This window comes from Neobacillus sp. D3-1R (assembly GCF_052180215.1).
Classification (GTDB): Bacteria; Bacillota; Bacilli; order Bacillales; family Cytobacillaceae; genus Pseudoneobacillus.
Genome location: NZ_CP197471.1, coordinates 3,376,974 through 3,394,673, shown reverse-complemented (window position 1 = coordinate 3,394,673; position 17,700 = coordinate 3,376,974). Strand labels below are relative to the sequence as shown.

Genomic DNA, 17,700 nt, shown 5'->3' with positions numbered 1-17,700 from the left:
AGTATGTATAATTCGTCATCTTTATACAAAATGTATCATATTTTTCTTGCTTGATAAAGAAGATTAGACGTTTTGCATTTTAATGATCAAGTCGCCAAAAATAAGAGAAAGGACGGGATGTATGATGAGCAAGGAAGTTGAATTGGACCAGCTTCGTGGAAGAGTAGATGAATTAAATTTAGAGCTATTAAAGCTTATCAATGAGAGAGCATTGCTTGTCCAGGAAATTGGACGTGTAAAGGAGTCTCAAGGCGTCTACCGATACGATCCTGTTCGTGAAAGAATAATGTTGGATTTAATCAAACAAAATAATGATGGACCATTTGATAATTCGACAATAGATCATTTATTTAAAGAAATTTTTAAAGCGGGATTAGATTTACAAAAAGATGATCACAGTAAGGCATTACTGGTATCACGAAAGAAAAAAGCAGAGGATACGATTGTTAATGTTAAAGGTGAATTAATCGGTAACGGAGTTCCTCATTTTGTTTTTGGACCTTGTGCAGTAGAATCCTATGAGCAAACGGCTACTGTCGCAAAAGCCGTTAGAGAAAAAGGGTTACGCCTACTGCGAGGTGGAGCATACAAACCAAGAACATCTCCATATGATTTCCAAGGTTTAGGATTAGAGGGTCTAAAAATTTTAAAAAGAGTAGCCGATGAGTTCGATATGGCTGTTATTAGTGAAATTGTAAACCCTGCAGACATCGAAACCGCATGCGAATATATTGATGTTATTCAAATCGGGGCAAGAAATATGCAAAACTTCGAACTGCTTAAAGCTGCAGGTGCCGTTAATAAACCGGTTTTATTAAAACGCGGTATAGCGGCTACAATAGAAGAATTTATCAATGCTGCTGAGTATATTATGTCTCAAGGAAATGGACAAATTATTCTTTGTGAGCGTGGAATCCGTACTTACGAAAGAGCTACAAGAAATACATTAGATATTTCAGCTGTACCTATTTTAAAACAAGAAACACATTTACCTGTTTTAGTGGATGTTACACACTCAACAGGACGTAGAGATCTCCTGTTGCCAGCTGCTAAAGCAGCATTAGCCATTGGTGCAGATGGAGTGATGGCAGAAGTACATCCAGATCCAGCCGTAGCATTATCCGATGCTGCTCAGCAAATGAATTTAGAGCAATTCGATCAATTCATGAAAGAAATAAATTCTTTTGCTTATGCACGAGTTTAAATGAAATGGTGGAACCTCTTGCCGCTTGGTAGGAGGTTTTTATTTGTTTAACTTTAAATATTTAATGAATTTCTCATGCTTTTCATTGCGGCTTGTCTGCACATGTCGTATGATATGATAAATTACACTTTTAGATTGTTTACTACATCACAAACTTAATAAATGATTAGTATGACATAACTTGCAATAAAATAAGAAATAGAAATGTTTTTTGAGGGAGTTGTCAAAAATGAATGTAACGATATACGATGTTGCTCGTGAAGCAAACGTTTCCATGGCGACCGTTTCCCGTGTTGTGAACGGAAATCCAAATGTAAAGCCTGCAACAAGAAAAAAAGTAAATGACGTGATTGAACGTTTAGGTTACAGACCGAATGCTGTTGCGAGAGGTTTGGCTAGCAAAAAGACAACAACTGTTGGGGTTATCATACCAGATATATCAAGTATTTTCTTTGCAGAATTAGCTCGTGGGATTGAAGATATTGCGACGATGTACAAATATAATATTATTTTAAGTAATTCAGACCAAAATAAGGACAAAGAACTCCATCTTTTAAATACAATGCTAGGTAAACAAGTAGACGGAATTGTTTTTATGGGCGGAAATATTACCTCTGAACATGTAGATGAGTTTGAAAAATCACCTGTTCCTATTGTTTTAGCTGGTTCTATCGAAGAATCCGGGAAAATTCCATCCGTCAATATTGATTACGAGCAAGGAACCTATGATGCTGTTATTGAATTTGTGGAAAGAGGTCATAAGCAGATTGCGTTTGTGACTGGACCTCTTCACGAGCCAATTAATGGTGAGAAAAAGTTAATGGGGTATAAACGTGCTTTAGAACAAGCGGAAATTCCTTATCGTGAGGATTTTGTAGTAGAAGGTGACTATACCTACGATTCTGGTATAGAAGCGTTTGAGAAGCTAATGGAGAACAATGAAAAGCCAACGGCCATTTTTGTTGGAACAGATGAAATGGCATTAGGTGTCATTCATGGTGCAGAAGACAAGGGCTATGAAATACCAAAAGATTTTGAAGTCATCAGTTCGGATAATACAAGATTAGCTCTAATGGTGCGACCTCAGTTAACATCAGTAGTTCAGCCTTTATATGATATTGGTGCTGTAGCCATGAGACTTTTAACGAAGTATATGAATAAAGAAACGGTAGATGATAGTATCGTCGTTCTGCCTCATCGGATTGAGCATCGCCAATCAACAAGATAAAAAAGTAAAACATCCAGTAAAAGAGAGCTGTCAAAAAAGTGACAACTCTCTTTTTAGCTTTTTGGTTGATTACGTATAGGATATAGAGCTCTTTCTACTGTTTGGAAATTCTTTTCTGTAATTTCTGCCTTTCTTGGGATAGGAGGATATAGGTCCGTTTCATCTTCCCAATTCTTAGGTAAAGGTACTGGTGATAACTTTTGCCATTCCTCTAACCAGCTTTTCGGTAAGCTTCCAAAACAATTTGAGTTTTCCGTCATTTCCAGCCAAATATGGGCCCATGCTCGAGGGACAACCCGCCAAATATCATAACCTCCGCCTCCTACCGCAATCCACTTACCATCACAATATGTGTGGGCTATTTCATGGGCAAGCTTCGGAATCTCTCGATAAATTTTCATAGAAGCAGATAAATGTGTCAATGGATCATAGTAATGTGAATCTGCACCATTCTGTGTAACAATGACATCAGGTTTAAAATACGATGCAATTTCACGTAAGGAAGTTTCGTATGCATATAACCAAGAATCATCTTCTGTGAAAGCATCTACTGGAATATTAAAAGAATAGCCGTATCCTTTCCCTTGACCTCTTTCTGTAATATTTCCGGTACCAGGAAATAGGTAACGACCTGTCTCATGTATCGACAAGGTACAAACATTTGGATCATCGTAAAAAGCCCATTGAACCCCGTCACCATGATGGGCATCGGTATCTACATAAAGGACTCTAGCATTATATTTTTCTTGGATATACTTAATGGCTACTGCACTGTCATTATATATACAGAAGCCAGAGGCTTTCCCTCTAAAACCATGATGTAATCCTCCGCCAAGATTAAGCGCATGTTTCACTTTCCCACTCATAACATAATCAACGGCTGTTAATGTTCCGCCAACTAAAAAAGAGCTTGCATCATGCATTTTAGGGAAAATGGGGGTGTCCTCTGTACCTAAACCATAGTTTTCAGCGGTATCAGTTGAAAGCTGGCCATCACCAGCTAGTTTAACAGCTTGTATATAGCTTGGATCATGGATAAGTGCTAGTTCCTCCTCCGTTGCCTTTTTAGGAGGAATGATCATATGTTCTTCAATAGCATTAAGTTTTTTTAATAAATCTAGGGTTAGTTTTAGTCTGAATTGATTAAAGGGATGTTGACTACTAAACTTGTAATTTAGTAATTCCTCGGAGTATATAAAAATAGAATCGGATATCATGATGTAGCTCCCGGAAGTTTTGGCCAAATTACTTGATGACCAGCCGTTTCTAAATCTTTAACAACGGCAATGGGATTCATCATTTGAACTCTAATAACGAGAACTTTGTACTGTTCATCTTTTTTATCAGGATAGACTAAAACGCTTTGAATATTGGCATGATGGTTGCGGATGATGGTAGCAATTTCACAAAGCATGCCAGATTTATTTGGTACTTTAACTTGAATTTGTGAGCCTGGCTGATGTGCACCTGTAAGCTCTACTAATGTATGGAGTAAATCGGTTTCAGTTAGTATGCCTACTAATACTTGATCCTTTACAATCGGCAAGCAACTGATGTGATGTTCGTAAAATAAAGCAGCCACTTCTTCAACGAAATCAAGAGGATGTCCAATAATGACATTTTGTCTCATAATGGAAGAAATAGGCTTTTCTAAGTCTTCGGCATGTTCATTCGCACGAAAAATAGATGGAGTAGCATCACGAATATCCCTGTCAGTGATTAACCCAACGACATGGCGGTGATCATCTATGACTGGTATATGGCGTATTTTTTTAGCTGCCATCACCAGGATTGCTTTAGAAATCGTATCAGTTGGATATAGACTAACGACGTCTGCTTTCATAACTTCTTCAACGATCATCTGAATATCCCCTTTCAAACACCCAATTAATACATGAAACGGTTCATAAATCGTAAGCGATCAAATTTTTGTATGGATTCTGTATCCACTCTTTTTCCTATTCGAGCCATTAAACAGTTGGCAGGGTGTGAACTTATTTCTGGATCGTCAGTAGCGTACCATTGCAACCCGCCGGAATTCATCATTTTTTCCATGACCTTTCGATATTCCCACACATTTAGCCCAGTACCTTTTAAATCCCAATGCCAATAATATTCGGTTGTGATAATGATGAAGTCTTCCATCGCATCGTCCATCATTGAAACATTTAATAAGTTTTTACCAACGGAACAGCCGCGAAATTCTGGAATGACCTCTATTGCTCCAAGTTCGATTAAATTATCCATTTTCCCTTCTGACCATCTCTCAAGCGGATCTGGATATAGGTAGGTAACATATCCTACAATGGTATGTCGATGTCTTGCGACAATGATTCTGCCTTCTGGTAATCCTGCTATTTCAATTAGTGCCTTATGTTGTTGTGCTGGCGGACGAAAAGCAACAAGATCTTCATGGAAATCATAACTTGCTAATTTATCAGAAGAGATGGGACCCTCAATAAATAAATTACCATGAGGAGTCTTTAATTCTTTTGCATTATATATTTTTTTATGTTCCATTCGTTCACCCCTAATAATCCTTTCATTCAATTATATTATACATAAAATCTCTCAAATTAAAGCGCTTTCACTTAATTTTCTGTAAATAGACATATATTTTACCAAATAACTGCATAAAAATGATATATCTACTGAAAGAATATTTTTAAAATTGAGAATACGGGAAAAGTATACTATAATATTAATAAACGTTTTTATGACATTCATTAGGGGGATGATGTTAGTGAAAGTGGAAGCGCTACCAGTTGTAAAAGGAAATCATAATCTGCCAAATTATGATGAGATGTACAAGCAGTTTGATTGGTTAGAAGTTGAGAAACAATTCTCTTGGTCTGAAACGGGAAGAGTCAATATGGCTTATGAGGCAATTGATCGACATGCTGCGTCTGATCGCAAAAATAAAATTGCCTTATATTATGCAGATGGAAAACGTACGGAAAAGTATACGTTTAAAGAAATGAAAGACTTTTCTAACCAAGCTGGGAATGCTTTAAAAACTTATGGGGACGTAGAAAAAGGGGACCGTGTATTTATTTTTATGCCTCGTTCTCCAGAGCTATATTTTGCTGTTTTAGGTGCGATTAAGTTAGGTGCAATCGTTGGACCGCTTTTTGAAGCGTTCATGGAGGGGGCAGTCCGAGACCGTTTAGAGGATAGCGGGGCAAAGGTTTTAGTAACGACGCCTGAACTATTAAAACGTGTACCTGTGGATCAATTGCCAGAATTGAAACATATTTTCCTAGTTGGGGAAGGTATTGAAGAAAGTGGTAAATATATTGATTTTAATAAAAGATTTAAAGAGTCTAGTAAAGTATTATATATTGAGTGGGTAGATCGTACAGACGGGCTAATCCTTCATTATACTTCTGGGTCTACGGGAAAACCAAAAGGGGTTTTACATGTTCATAATGCGATGCTTCAGCATTATCAAACCGCAAAATGGGTATTAGACTTACAAGAGGAAGATGTATATTGGTGTACTGCTGACCCAGGATGGGTAACAGGAACATCATATGGAATATTTGGACCATGGTTAGCAGGTGCTTCAAATGTTGTAGTAGGAGGACGTTTTAGTCCTGAGACATGGTATAAGGTTATTGAGGATTATGGCGTTACTGTATGGTATAGTGCTCCAACAGCATTCCGTATGTTAATGGGCGCAGGAGATGAAGTAGTTAAGAAGTTTGACTTAACTTCTCTTCGTCATATTTTAAGTGTAGGGGAACCATTAAACCCCGAAGTCGTTCGTTGGGGAATGAAAGTATTCCAGTTACGTATTCATGATACATGGTGGATGACAGAGACGGGTGCGCAGCTTATCTGTAACTATCCTTGTATGGAAATAAAGCCTGGTTCCATGGGGAAACCAATTCCTGGTGTTGAAGCTGCTATTGTCGATGATCAAGGTAATGAGCTTCCTCCGTATCGTATGGGCAATTTAGCTATTAAAAAAGGCTGGCCATCCATGATGCATACGATTTGGAATAACTCTGCGAAATATGAGTCTTATTTTATGCCAGGTGACTGGTATGTATCAGGTGATTCTGCTTATATGGATGAGGACGGTTATTTCTGGTTCCAAGGTAGAATTGATGATGTTATTATGACTTCTGGTGAACGTGTAGGACCATTTGAAGTTGAAAGTAAATTAGTGGAACATCCTGCTGTTGCTGAGGCTGGAGTTATTGGGAAGCCAGATCCTGTGAGAGGGGAAATTATTAAAGCGTTTGTCGCTCTTCGTGATGGCTATGAAGCTACAGAAGAATTAAAAGAAGAAATTCGTCAATTTGTGAAATTAGGATTAGCTGCACATGCAGCACCACGTGAAATAGATTTCCGTGATAAATTGCCAAAGACAAGAAGTGGTAAAATCATGCGTCGTGTTCTTAAAGCATGGGAGTTAAACTTGCCAACTGGTGACTTATCTACAATGGAAGACTAAAAAACAGAACGGAAGTGCTTGTTAGAGCACTTCCGTTTTTTTAATTTTTGGATTTAGGTTTTTTGGTTTCGTTAGAAAATGGAACTAAATCAATAATTTCTTTATCTTTATCTTTGGAATTGTCATCCGTTTCTTCATCTGAATTAGGATCATCAGACTGTATTGGTTTTCCAACTTCAACCACATTAGATGGAGGGGATTCCTGTCCTGCGATATCGACTGCTGTTACATAATAAGTACCATTTTTAACATCGAAAGCATAGTCTGAACCTGACTTTTCAATTCCGACCTTTTCTCCTTTACTGTTATATATTCGATAGCCAATAACATCAGGTTCCACATCCTTAGCCCATGAAATAGTGTTACCGGATACTGATATTAAAGGGTCATCAGGTATTTGGCCATTTTCCTGGATTTTATCATTTGGTACAAGGATCTTTGACCAGCCATCTTTTTTAGGAATTAATTGTCCCGGTTCAGGTATTTTTACACCAGTAATTTGTTCCATGTAATCAGGGTTTAAGATCAAACCATGTTCTGCAAACTCATCTGGTGTAGAGTCAAGCGCTAAATATTTTTTCTCACCGACCTGAACATATTTACCGTCAATTAAACTAGAATCAACTTCTGTTGGGGCATATTTCATATTAAATAAATCACTTTCAACTAGTCCAGCTCTTGAACATGCCTCAGAAGGAAGTAAACCCGAAACCGCACAGATGGATCTTTTTACAATTCCACCGGGCATTTTAAATGGTTCAACAGGATCGACTAATTCAGGATTTACGTCATAAGCAGCATTTAATAAGTCGGCCCATAAATAATTGGTTCGCATGCTATAGCTTAAACCCCTTTTTATTTCTAAGGATTTATTATGGTCATAACCAGTCCAGATTCCAAATGTGACATTTGGATTGGATGCAACAAACCAGGAGTCAAAGAATTCATTTCCTGTTCCTGTTTTACCTGCCCAGTCTGTTTGAAACTTTAGGCGACCATTAACAGCAGAGGCCGTTCCTCGTTTAATAACATCCCGCATCATATCAACGGTTAAATAGGCAGTTTGCGGGCTGAAAACTTCTTCGGATTTGGTTTTATGCTCATAGACAACTTTTCCGTTTTTATCTAAAATTTTATCGATCAAATAGGCATCGACAAATTTTCCACCGTTAGCAAAAGTGGCAAATGCATTTGTATTTTCCTCAACTGTTACCCCTTGTTCTAGAGATCCAATGGCAGTTGATAAATTGGTATAATCGGGTTCAAGTAAAGAGGTAAAGCCCATTTTTTCTAAATATTTAGCTGGCCTCTCATTGATAATATCTCTATATAGTTTGATGGCAGGAACATTATAAGATTTTGCAAGAGCATATCTCGCGGAAACTAGGCCATTGTAGTGTTTATCATAGTTAAGTGGCCAAGGCTTATCTGGGTTAGAAGGATCAAGCCTTAATTCAACATCCGGAAGGGGACTTCCAGGTGAAGCTTTCCCTAGTTCAATAGCAGGACCGTAAACAAGTAATGGCTTCATGGTAGATCCATTTTGACGTTTCGTGTAAGTTGCGTGATTCACTTGTGCACGAGAATAATCTCGTCCGCCCACAAAGCTAATTATTTTTCCTGTATTATTTTCGATTAAAATGGCTCCAACCTCAACAGGTTCTTGAATCGTTTTATCTTGTCCAGTATCTGGATCTTTAACCACTTGGGGTTTATCTGGTCCATAATAAGGATATGCATCCTTTGTTTTCTGCATCGCATCATAAATATCTTTATCGATGGTGGAATGGATCTTATAGCCGTTTTGTCGCAGATTTCGATTTGCAAGAGTCGTATACTCTTCATACAATTCATTATTTTGCTTTAAATCTTTTTCCTCATAACCATCTTTTTCAGCTAAAGAAACAGCTAATATGTCAATTGCTCGTTTTTCAATTTCAAATGTTAACCAAGGATATTTTTCTATACTGCTAGATTTTGGTGGAATAAAGTCTTTTGTTACATCATAGGTAAGTGCATTTTGATATTCTTTATTGCTTATAAATCCACCATCATACATCCTTTTTAAAACCGTCTTCATTCTTGTTAGACCAGGTTCAAGATTAGATTTTAAAACGCCTTCATTCGTAAAAGGGGTATAACCAAAAGGACTTTGAGGCAATCCAGCAATAAAGGCAGCTTGCGGAAGAGTTAATTCTTTTACATTAACACCAAATATACCTTTAGCAGCAGTTTGCACTCCGGCAATATTTCTTCCGGAAGAATTTCTCCCGAAAGGAGATACATTCAAATAGGCCTCTAAAATTTCTTCTTTCTTAAAAAATTTCTCTAGGCGTAAGGCTAATAAAATTTCTTTTGCTTTACGTTCAAAAGATACTTCATTTGTAAGGATTTGATTTTTAATTAATTGTTGAGTTAACGTACTTCCACCCGATTGAACGGAAGAATTGGTTACTTCTTGAAAAAGGGCACGAAAGATCGCTTTCGGTACTACACCTGAATGGTCATAGAAATATTCGTCTTCTGTAGCAACAACCGCATCGACTAAATATTTCGAAACATCCTTTATTTGAACCTCTTCACGTTCCAAGTCGGTTCTTAAATTACCTAGATAGATATCATTAGCAAAATAGAGTTCGGATGTTTCCTCGTAATTATAAATTTCTTTTTTCATTTTCTCATATGGTCTAATCGGTTCATCCTTAACAAGTGAGGCAAAGTAGCCAGCACCGATTCCACCTGCAAAAGCGCCGCCTAAAAGAATAACAATAAAAAATATAAGAACTAAATTCCAGATAACTTGATAGGTAATTCTGGCACTTTTGACTGTTCTTTTATGTGTGAAAAGATTTAGAAAGTACTTCCACCTGTCCACCCATTTATTCGATTCATTGTTCATTTAATCAATCCCCCTAAAATCACATACAATTATAGCATAATCAGAAAAGGAAGATGACAAGGTTTGACATTTTTCTGATATTTCCAATTTTTGATGTCTTTTTTTGGAAAAGGAAAAAAGAAAAAGGAAATTGACAACTAACTATATTTTATGGTAAAAATGGTTTAATTAAAAATTGTTACTGCTTTGATGGGAATCCAGTAGTCCTTCTATCCCTGTTTTAGAGAGTCGGTGGTTGGTGTAAACCGATGCAAATAGAAGAACGAATTACCTCCCGGAGCTTTTGCCATGAACATGAACAGTAGTGGTAAACGGTCATGTCCGTTAACATGTTAAGTGGAGTGTTCTTCATGCGTTTGTTCGCATTCAAAACGCTCAAGCCAGGTGGTACCGCGCATATTAGCGTCCTTGCATTTTTGCAAGGGCGTTTTTTTATTTGGCCTTATTAAAAGGTTAAAAATCAAATAGGGTAAACAATTAACATTGTTACTTATAAATAGGAGGAGTCAAAATGGATTTATTACAGGATTTGCAATGGCGTGGAATAGTATACCAGCAAACAGATGAAGAAGGGTTAAAGGAACTTTTAAATAAAGAAAAGATTTCCTTATATTGTGGGATGGACCCAACCGGGGATAGTATGCACATTGGACACCTTCTTCCATTTTTAACCTTAAGACGTTTCCAAAATCATGGACATCGTCCTATTGTTCTAGTTGGTGGAGCTACAGGATTAATTGGTGATCCGAAAGCAACAGAGGAAAGAACCCTTCAAACCATTGAGACCGTACAACATAATGTAGATTGCCTACAAAAACAGCTGCATTCGATTTTTGATTTTGAGGGTGAGAATGGCGCTTTAATGGTTAACAACTACGATTGGACAGCGCCGATGAATATGATTACTTTCCTTCGTGATTACGGAAAGCATATCGGAATCAATTACATGTTATCCAAAGAAACGATTGCAACTCGTTTGGAAACAGGTATTTCTTTTACTGAATTTACTTACACGATTATGCAAGGAATGGATTTTAAACATTTATACGAAAACCTTCAATGTAAATTACAAATTGGTGGTAGTGACCAGTGGGGAAATATTACGACAGGTTTAGAATTAATTCGAAAAATGCTTCCTGAAGGATCAAAAGCTTACGGGATGACAATTCCATTAGTGACAAAGTCCGACGGTACAAAATTTGGGAAAACAGAAAGTGGCGCAGTTTGGCTGGATCCTGAGAAAACAACACCATACGAGTTCTACCAGTTCTGGATTAATACGGCTGATGCTGATGTAATCAAATACCTTAAATATTTTACATTCTTATCACGAGAAGAAATTGAAGCCTTAGAAGTATCTGTACAGGAAGAACCTCACCTACGCAAGGCTCAAAAGACTTTAGCTGAAGAAATGACACGTCTTATTCATGGTGAAGAGGCATTAGCTCAAGCTATTAAAATTACAGATGCGCTATTTAGCGGTGATGTGAAAAAACTTTCTGCTACCGAAATTAAACAGGGCTTTAAAGATGTTCCTTCCTACAATCATTCAACGGGTGAAGAAATTACCTTAGTAGATCTTTTAGTAGCTGCGGGTATCAGTCCTTCAAAGCGTCAAGCAAGAGAAGATATTACAAACGGAGCTGTTTCTTTAAATGGGGAGAAGGTAACCCAAGTAGATTATGTGGTGGATGAAAAGGATCGCATTGAAGGCCAATTTACGATCATTAGAAGAGGAAAGAAGAAATACCATCTTATCAATTACGTAGATTAATGAATAGAAAAATCCCCTAAAAAGGGGATTTTTTTATACCTTTATAACTGGGAAAGAACTAATCGAAAATAACCTTTTTTGCAGCAGTAGTAAGATCAAGTTTTTCTAAAGTTTGACAATAGTCACTCATTATATCTCCATTGATATTTTCATCTGTATACATTAAATATTCAACCACTTTCCAATCTTTAAACCAGTCACCTGGTTCTGCTTGTTTATGATGAACATTTTTCCACACAATCTCTAATCTGGGACTATAGAGTCGCATTGACCCAGGAATCAGTTTACATTGATTTACTTTAAGCACTGATTCAAGTCCTGGAACTCCTTCCTTGATATCATTAAATAAATTAGGCCAGTAATCCTTACGAGAGGCTGTGTGCGGATTTTGTATGGCCCAGTGAAGCACGCTGTTAGCAATATCTTCTGATTGAAAAAGGAGGTTGTATAATCTTTTTCCTATCAAAATTCGTTCATGGAGTGAATCGAAATGATGGACCGTCTGTCCTAAGAACCTCACCTTATTATTCTGTTCATATGGCAAAAGAATTTGATTAAACGATAATAAGTCTTGGATTTTAAATTCAATTGAATTAAATACTTTTTCTTTTAAAAGCGGATTCTGAACAACCCGTTCCTCTATATAATTTTGTTCATTTACAATGAGGCCGATTGTCAAAATATTGGGGTCTTTCTTTATCCAATAATGATTCCATATAGTCTCCATAAATAAAGAAATATTTAAAAAGGGAAGTAAATAAAAGTAGTTTTTTCTGCTTCTTAGACTTTCTTCGTAAAGTAATAATTGTGGATACGCATCTTGAAAAATGAGCCAGTTTCCTCTCTCTAGAAAAGAAAAAAATGCTTGCCTGGATGATCTGCTTAGTAATCTAGATAAGTATTCTCCCTCTAAATCTGTCATATTCCAACCGCCGTTTCTTGAAACCATATGTGCTAAAAATGACCAGTGAATTTCAGGATATTTTTGATAAAACTCTAGATAGGCTTTTGTTCTTACAATATTATTAAGATTATTTTCAGTTGTTATTTTTCTAATCCTTTCTATAAGGCGTTGATCATTCTCGCTTAACTTTTTTTCATCTATGAAAATAGGTTTCTTATTTTTTAATTCATTTTTGATTTCCATAAGATGTTTTGATAAACGGGTTAACCTATTTTTTCCTAAAGGACACATCAGATTTTTCACCACCTTTTTGTATTTAGGAAACAAATAAGGAATATGTATAAGGTACGGAACAGGTTTTAAGGGGAGTGAGAAAATGCATCGTAAAAATATTAAAAATGAAATGGATCGAATCATAGACATTCTAAAAAAAGATCAAGATGTTGATGGTTCCTGGAATTATCCGTTTGAAACAGGAATATCAACTGATGCCTATATGATCATTTTATTGCGGACACTTGAAGTTGATGATGAAGAGTTAGTGAAACAGCTTGTAGAACGAATATTGAATAAACAGGAGACAAATGGTGCCTGGAAGCTCTACTATGATGAAGAAGAGGGGAATTTAACTGCAACTGTTGAAGCCTATTACTCTTTACTTTATTCCGGGTATGTAAATAACAATGATAAACGAATGCTAGCAGCTAAACGTTTTATTTTAAAAAATGGTGGAATTGAAAAGTGTCATATGTTTACAAAAGTAATGTTAGCTTTAACTAATCAATATCCCTGGCCAACCTTTTTTCCTATCCCGATTGAAATCCTCTTACTTCCTACCACCTTTCCTATTAATTTTTATGACTTTTCTGTGTATGGAAGGGCCAATCTCGTTCCAATTATGATAGTAGCGGATAAAAAATATAGTAAAAAAACTTCAAAAAGCCCCGATCTGAAAAATTTATTTTTATCTAATAAAGATATTTCCTTAGAATGGGAAAGGTCAGGGGAATGGAAAGCTATTTATATCTATCTAAAAGATGTAATAAAGAATTTGGTCGGATTACCAGGGGAAATTCATGCTTATGCGATAGAACAAGGTAAACAGTACATGTTAAATAGAATTGAAAAGGATGGAACATTCTATAGTTATTTCAGTTCTACTTTTCTGATGATATTCGCATTGCTCTCTTTAGGATATTCAAATCGCGATCCTCTCATATTAAAAGCCGTCGACGGATTAAAAAGAATGAAAACGACCATTAACGATCATTTCCATATTCAATATACAACAGCTACTGTTTGGAATACCTCTTTAATTAGCTTTGCAATGCAAAGGGCAGGTGTTGCCACCTCTGATCCCGTTATAAAAAGGGCAAACCAATATTTGCTAAAGAAGCAACATCACCAATATGGTGACTGGGCTATTCATAATCCTCAAAGTCTCCCTGGAGGGTGGGGATTCTCTGAGATTAATACCATAAATCCTGATATAGATGATACAACTGCCGTTCTTAGATCGCTCTCACAGGAAACTGCACATAACCCATCTATTAGAGAAGCTTGGGACAAAGGGTTAAAGTGGTTGATTTCGATGCAAAATGATGATGGTGGATGGGCAGCTTTTGAAAAAAATGTCAATAAATCTATTATCAATTTATTGCCCATTGAAGGTGCTAAATATTTATTAACTGACCCAAGTAGTGCAGATTTGACTGGTAGAACATTAGAGTTTTTGGGTAAGTATACTAAAATGTCTATCAATCATTCATCTATTAAAAAGGCAGTCAAATGGCTTGAGAAAAACCAAGAAAAGGATGGTTCGTGGTATGGACGATGGGGAATTTGTTATATATACGGTACTTGGGCGGCAATCACGGGGCTAAAAGCAGTCCGAATCCCTTCCAACCATAGATCCATTCAAAAAGGGGTCGAATGGTTAAAGAAAATCCAAAATGTGGATGGCGGCTGGGGGGAATCCTGTAAAAGTGATATTAATAACAAATACATTCCTCTTGGAGTAAGTACGTTAACCCACACTGCCTGGGCAGTCGATGCACTGATAGCTGCTTCTAAAGTTGTGACGCCTGAGATTGAAGCTGGAGTTAAATTTTTAGTCAATCGGAAACAACTGCAAGAGTGGACCATAACCTATCCAAAAGGCCAGGCAATGGGTGGTGATTTCTATATCCACTATCATAGCTATCGCTATATCTTTCCGTTACTCGCCTTAGCCCATTATCAAAAAAAGTTCCATGTATAGAAAAAAACACTCGTTTCCAATCGGAGACGAGTGTTTTTTGAAGTTATTAACGAGAGTAGAACTCAACGATAAGAGCTTCGTTAATTTCAGCAGGTAATTCAGAACGTTCTGGTAAACGAGTGAAAGTACCTTCTAATTTGTCAGCATCGAATGTTAAGTAGTCAGGTACGAAGTTGTTTACTTCTACTGCTTCTTTAACAACATCTAAGTTACGAGACTTTTCACGAAGGCTGATTGTTTGGCCAGCAGCTACACGGTATGAAGGGATATCAACGCGTGAACCATCAACAAGGATATGACCATGGTTTACTAACTGACGTGCAGCGCGGCGAGTACGAGCTAAACCTAAACGGTAAACAACGTTGTCAAGACGAGCTTCAAGAAGAATCATGAAGTTTTCACCATGTTTACCAGGCATTTTACCAGCCTTGTCAAAAAGGTTACGGAATTGACGCTCAGTTACTCCATACATGTGACGAAGTTTTTGCTTTTCTTGTAATTGCATTCCGTATTCAGAAAGCTTCTTACGTTGGTTTGGACCATGTGGACCAGGAGCGTAAGGACGCTTTTCAATTTCTTTACCAGTGCCGCTTAGTGAAATTCCAAGACGACGAGACAGTTTCCAAGATGGACCTGTATAACGAGCCATAATATGACTCCTCCTTTTATGTTTTTATTTTGGTAAAATAAAAACAGATATGAAGCTACACTTATATTCATTTTGTTTTCATGCACCTTCGCCTTAGCAGCACAAGGTTACAAGATGCACCATCAATAGGTTTTAAACCTATGAGGAACAAAATGAGCATATAAAGATGTTCATATAGGCTGCGATATTTTACACAAAAGCTATTATATAATTTGTATCATAAAAAAGTCAAGAGAAGATGGACAAATCATACCTAGAAAAACGAGGAATTTTTTTAATTAATCACAGGAGATTTCAAAGGATTATGATATAATGAGAATAGTAATTGTTTTTAAAAAATAATATCCATTATTAATAATTCATTAAGAAGCCAAGAGATTGGCTTATTTAGTATGTAAAAATAGGTGATGATAGATGGGAAGTCAAGAAAAAGAAATCATGATCCAATTAAAAAATCGCTTCTTTGATATCATTGATGCTGAATTGGGTTTATGGCAATATGAATCGATTCTTTTTAATATGCTACTTGCGATAAAGAATATTTTAAAGTTAGAAGAAGTCTCTTTCTACAGTGGAGACGAATGGAATCCATATTTTTTACTTGAGAGCAGTTCTAATTCTTCATCAAGCTCTCCTTTTAAAATAGAGTTTTCACAGGAATTTGATCATACTTTTGGAGGAAGATTTGTCCATTTTAAACCACTGTCAATTATTAGTGCAGAAAACAATGATTTATTCGTTCCGTTATATGGCAAGAAGGGGTTTATTGGTCTTCTTCTAATTAAAAAGAAAGAATCTTTTGACTTAGTAAATGAACTGTCCGATCTATTTTATAAAAATTTGAGTCAACAATGTGGTGTATTCATTGAAAAAGGACAAGCCCTTTCAAAAATTGTATCTGAAGAAAAAAGATATAAACAATTGTATCGCGTAACAGAAAAATTTCATTCTTCGATGAATATGGATGATGTATTAGGCGAAATTATCATGACTTTAAAGGAAGTTTATCCTACATTTACGTATTTCCTTCTTCTTTCGCAAGATAATCACAGTCATAGTGATTTGCCAATCCGAGATTTAGAATATGATAGTGAAAACATTGCAGCTATGCAGGCATATGTAACGGGTACGATTCAATTTGAAGATTCCATACAAGAGAGAAGATCTGTACTATATGCACCGCTTAAAGGGAAACAGGGAGTTTATGGTGTGTTACAAGTGATGGCACCAAATACCCTTGTTTTTCCACAAAATGAAGTAGAATTTATTACATTATTAGCCAACACTGCAGGGAGTGCATTAGAAAATGCACAGCTTTACCAACAATCTCGACGTTTAATTGCGGATTTGCAATTAATTAATGAAACATCTCACCGTCTTAACTCCAATTTGAGATTAAGTGAAACAATGGGGTTTATGTGCGAACAAATTACGAAATCCTTTGATGCAGATGAAGTGGGTTTCTTTCTTATAGCTAAAGGTGTCCATAAAATACGCGTACTTCCTGGCAGTACTCCATTTTTCCAGAGTGAAGCTGCGAGGGGCTATATAGAATTTGTAAATGAAAAAATTGAAAACGAAAAGGATTCGTTATTTATTGGTGATTTTCAACTTCCTCCTGAACAAAATGGCCCATCCTATCGATCTTTGATGGCTGTTCCAATGGTGCAAAGCGGGATACTAAAAGGTTTTTCTATTGTTGTTCAACGAAATCCTTATTCTTTTTCCTTTGAAACATTTAAGCTTTTACAATCCTTAATTCATCATTCTACACTAGCTTTTGCTAATTCTATGCTTCGAGAAGAATTAGAAAAAATGGTGGTTACAGATCATCTTACAAAACTATATTCTCGTAATTATCTTGATGAGAAGTTAATTGCTTCTATGGATGAGGATGACCAAGGAACGTTTATTTTAATCGATTTGGATAATTTCAAGTATATAAACGATTCCTTTGGACACCAAGTGGGTGATGATGTATTAATCCAAGTGGCTAACATTATTGAGACCAATATTAGGGGAACAGACATCGGTGCTAGATGGGGAGGCGAGGAACTTGCCATTTATTTACCGAATGTCCCTCTTGAAACAGGGATTTCTATTGCGGAACGCTTGGTTTTAAAAGTATCTGATGAGACAACTCCACAAGTAACCATTTCGTGTGGAGTATCCTATTGGAAGCGTGAATGTATTGATACTGCTCAATCATTGTTCAGCCGCGCTGATAGAGCTTTATATAGAGCGAAAGGTTCAGGGAAAAATAAAGTTGAAATAGAGGAAACAGCAAGTATTGTATAGACACTTCACCAGTGAAGTGTCT

12 protein-coding genes and 1 other annotated feature are annotated in these 17,700 nt (G+C 36.5%); of the genes, 6 read left to right on the top strand and 6 right to left on the bottom strand.

The features are described 5' to 3' along the window. Positions 1-124: 124 nt before the first annotated feature. A complete protein-coding gene (locus ACSBPO_RS17415; RefSeq protein ID WP_442600399.1) occupies positions 125-1,204 on the top strand; it encodes a bifunctional 3-deoxy-7-phosphoheptulonate synthase/chorismate mutase in 1,080 nt (359 codons plus the stop codon). Between the two features lie 229 nt (positions 1,205-1,433). Then, positions 1,434-2,432 carry a catabolite control protein A gene (gene ccpA / locus ACSBPO_RS17410; RefSeq protein WP_442595529.1) on the top strand — a complete coding sequence of 333 codons (999 nt, stop codon included), beginning with the start codon at positions 1,434-1,436 and terminating at the stop codon, positions 2,430-2,432. Between the two features lie 53 nt (positions 2,433-2,485). On the opposite strand, the gene ACSBPO_RS17405 is transcribed toward ccpA, so the two are convergent. The 3 genes from ACSBPO_RS17405 to ACSBPO_RS17395 are packed head-to-tail and all read right to left on the bottom strand — an operon-like array spanning position 2,486 to position 4,952. Beyond that, positions 2,486-3,649, bottom strand: a complete 1,164-nt coding sequence (locus tag ACSBPO_RS17405; protein WP_442595527.1) for an acetoin utilization protein AcuC — start codon at positions 3,647-3,649, stop codon at positions 2,486-2,488. After that, positions 3,646-4,293 carry an acetoin utilization AcuB family protein gene (locus tag ACSBPO_RS17400; protein WP_442595525.1) on the bottom strand — a complete coding sequence of 216 codons (648 nt, stop codon included), beginning with the start codon at positions 4,291-4,293 and terminating at the stop codon, positions 3,646-3,648. Before ACSBPO_RS17400 ends, ACSBPO_RS17405 begins: the two co-directional genes overlap by 4 nt. 26 nt (positions 4,294-4,319) lie before the next feature. Beyond that, on the bottom strand, positions 4,320-4,952 hold the full coding sequence (locus ACSBPO_RS17395) for a GNAT family N-acetyltransferase (RefSeq protein WP_442595523.1): 633 nt from the start codon (positions 4,950-4,952) through the stop codon (positions 4,320-4,322). A gap of 223 nt (positions 4,953-5,175) precedes the next feature. Between ACSBPO_RS17395 and acsA the strand changes: the two genes are divergently transcribed. Further along, the gene (gene acsA / locus ACSBPO_RS17390; protein ID WP_442600398.1) at positions 5,176-6,894 is read left to right on the top strand and encodes an acetate--CoA ligase; all 1,719 of its coding nucleotides are present in this window, start codon (positions 5,176-5,178) and stop codon (positions 6,892-6,894) included. A 40-nt stretch (positions 6,895-6,934) separates the two neighbouring features. On the opposite strand, the gene ACSBPO_RS17385 is transcribed toward acsA, so the two are convergent. Next, positions 6,935-9,793, bottom strand: a complete 2,859-nt coding sequence (locus ACSBPO_RS17385; RefSeq protein WP_442595521.1) for a transglycosylase domain-containing protein — start codon at positions 9,791-9,793, stop codon at positions 6,935-6,937. A gap of 177 nt (positions 9,794-9,970) precedes the next feature. Then, positions 9,971-10,206 (top strand) — a binding site (T-box leader). A gap of 98 nt (positions 10,207-10,304) precedes the next feature. On the opposite strand from ACSBPO_RS17385, the gene tyrS reads away from it, so the two are divergent. Next, complete coding sequence (gene tyrS, locus ACSBPO_RS17380; protein ID WP_442595519.1) at positions 10,305-11,567, top strand: tyrosine--tRNA ligase; 1,263 nt, start codon at positions 10,305-10,307, stop codon at positions 11,565-11,567. 58 nt (positions 11,568-11,625) lie between these two features. Here the strand turns inward: tyrS and ACSBPO_RS17375 are convergent, their stop codons facing one another. After that, positions 11,626-12,762: a DUF2515 family protein gene (locus ACSBPO_RS17375; RefSeq protein WP_442595516.1), complete on the bottom strand. Its 1,137-nt coding sequence runs from the start codon at positions 12,760-12,762 to the stop codon at positions 11,626-11,628. An 85-nt stretch (positions 12,763-12,847) separates the two neighbouring features. On the opposite strand from ACSBPO_RS17375, the gene shc reads away from it, so the two are divergent. Continuing rightward, positions 12,848-14,731 (top strand): squalene--hopene cyclase, encoded by a 1,884-nt coding sequence (gene shc / locus ACSBPO_RS17370; protein ID WP_442595514.1) that lies wholly within the window; start codon positions 12,848-12,850, stop codon positions 14,729-14,731. A 46-nt stretch (positions 14,732-14,777) separates the two neighbouring features. On the opposite strand, the gene rpsD is transcribed toward shc, so the two are convergent. After that, entirely contained in the window at positions 14,778-15,380 is a 603-nt protein-coding gene (rpsD, locus tag ACSBPO_RS17365) for a 30S ribosomal protein S4 (RefSeq protein ID WP_442595512.1), read from the bottom strand. 414 nt (positions 15,381-15,794) lie between these two features. On the opposite strand from rpsD, the gene ACSBPO_RS17360 reads away from it, so the two are divergent. Beyond that, entirely contained in the window at positions 15,795-17,678 is a 1,884-nt protein-coding gene (locus ACSBPO_RS17360; protein ID WP_442595510.1) for a diguanylate cyclase, read from the top strand. Positions 17,679-17,700 lie beyond the last annotated feature (22 nt).